Genomic DNA, 2,319 nt, shown 5'->3' on the forward strand with positions numbered 1-2,319 from the left:
TGATCCGCTGGCGCTCGAACGAAAACGTCAACTGGGCACCGACATAACGCTGCTCACGTTTGCATAGCACGTCGCGCAGCCGATCCGGGGCAAGGTTCAGCGGCCGATGCAGATCATCAGATCTGGCTTGGGTTGACAACCCGGCGCTACCAATCAGGCGAAGTCGATTGTGACGGCCATATCTCGCGAAGGGGTGACAATCGTTTACGTGGGCTGCTTTATGAAGCGGCGACAGCGCTGCTGACGAGAACCAGTGCCAGGACCGAGAGCAGTCTCAAGAGTTGGGGACTTAAGCTGCGGGAGCGACTTGGCTTCAAGCGGGCCGCTGTGGCCGTCGCCCGGAAACTCGCGGTCATCATGCACAGCATGCTCAAGACGGGAGAAGTGTTCAACGCATCGGCTGGCGCGACCATATAGGAGACGCTCAGCCTTCGTCCCTCAGCGCGCCATGTAACTTTGCGTGCTGAGCGTCCCTGCTGCGGACGTGGGCAGGATCATTCCGCTATCGCTGGCTGCAGCTCGTTGAGACTGCGTTTCGAACATTAGGAAGATCCCACCTGCGAAGACCATTGTGCGGCGACATTTGTCGACCGCGGAGACAACCCTGCTCCCAGCACTGGATAGCTCTGAAGGACATGGCCGGTGAGGGCAGTCCATTCAATCCGTTCCAGCCGTGTTGCCTCTCTCGCAAGCCGGCAAGGGAATTGCGTGCTCAAACCAGCTTGACGGATGGAGTGCGATTAGATGGGATATTCGGCTTTGCGTTTCAGCGTTGACCGTTGTGGATTGCGGTGCTGCGCTTCTGACTGATGGTAAAATGAGGTCATGTCTTTCAACAGCCTCAAACGTCAGAGGGAGAAGCGCAGTGAAACACTATTGTGCACTGGATGTATCGGTGAAAGAGACCGCGGTCTGCATTGTTGATGAGACAGGCAAGATTTGCCGGGAGTCGAAAGTTGCTACTCACCCTGAGGATTTGATCTCGGTGATCAAGGATTCGAAGTGGCAGATTGAGCGGATCGGTCTTGAAGCCGGACCACTGTCGCAATGGCTTTATGAAGGGCTCGCCAAGGCAGGATTGCCGGTGATCTGCATCGAGACCAGGCATGCCAAGGCATTTTTGAAAGCCCAACCGAATAAGACGGACCGCAACGATGCGCGTGGCATGGCCCAGATGATGCGCGTCAATCTCTATCGGCCTGTGCATGTGAAGACATTGACGAGCCAGAAGCACCGAGCATTGCTGACCGCGCGCAAACTCTTGCAGGAAAAAGCCATCGCCATCGCGAATGACATTCGCGGATTGTTGCGCAACTTCGGTCTGAAAGTCGGATTGGTCGGCAAGATCAAATTCGAGGAGCGGATCAATGAGCTCGTCGAAGACAGGCCTGATCTACACGACATCATGCAGCCATTGTTGGCTGCACGCAAACTACTGCGCGCCGAGTTCACCAAGCTGCACAAGAAGGTTTTGGATTTGGTCCGCGAGGATGAAGTCTGTCGCCGATTGACGACGATCCCTGGTGTCGGCCCTGTTGTCGCTCTCACCTACACGGCAACCATCGATATTCCTGGCCGGTTTGCACATTCAAAGGCGGTCGGTTCTGTGCTCGGGCTGACGCCGAAACTGAACGAGTCTGGTGAAAGCAAACGGGTCGGGCGAGTATCCTGTTGCGGTGACGCGATGATGCGATCCCTGCTGTACGAAGCAGCGCAAGTCCTGCTTGTAAACGTTAAGAAATGGTCGTGGCTAAAAGCGTGGGCGATGAATATCGCCAGACGCCGCGGGAGGCAAAAGGCGGTTGTAGCGTTGGCCCGACGGCTTGCTGTGATCATGCATCGCATGTGGAGTGACGGAACCGAATTCTGTTGGACACGGGAGAGCTTGCCTGTTGCTGCGTAATTAGCAACCAAGGTGACAAGAACAAAAGGAGACAAGAAGATTCCGCCGACGGTGGAAAGATGTCCTTCGCAGGACGACGGATGGGGTGAGTTCGCTGGTTGTCTTGGTACGGTCGTCTATTGCGATCAGGTCGCCGATTAGATTGTTCCGCCTCATTCTTCTGGTCCCATAGTGGGAGGGCCAACGCAGGCCGATCCCGGAGAGAAGCGCGATACTGCGAAGACATCAATCAACCATAGCTACGGACAGTCAGAAGGTGCTTGACCTCACCACGCCGAATAGAGAAGACAACCAGCGATGCTCGGAACCGTCGATCTGAACCAGCTCGCCGTAGGCCTCGCGCCGCAGCCGCGGCTGATGGAACGTCCGTCGCTGCTTGCGCGACAGCCACAGGCCGGCCTCCGACATCCATTGGC

1 protein-coding gene and 1 pseudogene are annotated in these 2,319 nt (G+C 56.4%); both read left to right on the top strand.

Annotation, left to right across the window (positions count from 1 at the left end):
• Positions 1–123: 123 nt before the first annotated feature.
• Positions 124–417 (top strand): annotated as a pseudogene (locus C6558_RS38675) (transposase); the annotation flags it as partial.
• 400 nt (positions 418–817) lie between these two features.
• Positions 818–1,903, top strand: coding sequence for an IS110 family transposase (locus C6558_RS38680; protein ID WP_371412341.1), 1,086 nt, complete (start codon positions 818–820; stop codon positions 1,901–1,903).
• Positions 1,904–2,319: the final 416 nt, after the last annotated feature.

This window comes from Ensifer sp. NM-2, from assembly GCF_003024455.1.
In the GTDB taxonomy this organism is placed as follows: domain Bacteria; phylum Pseudomonadota; class Alphaproteobacteria; order Rhizobiales; family Rhizobiaceae; genus Ensifer; species Ensifer canadensis.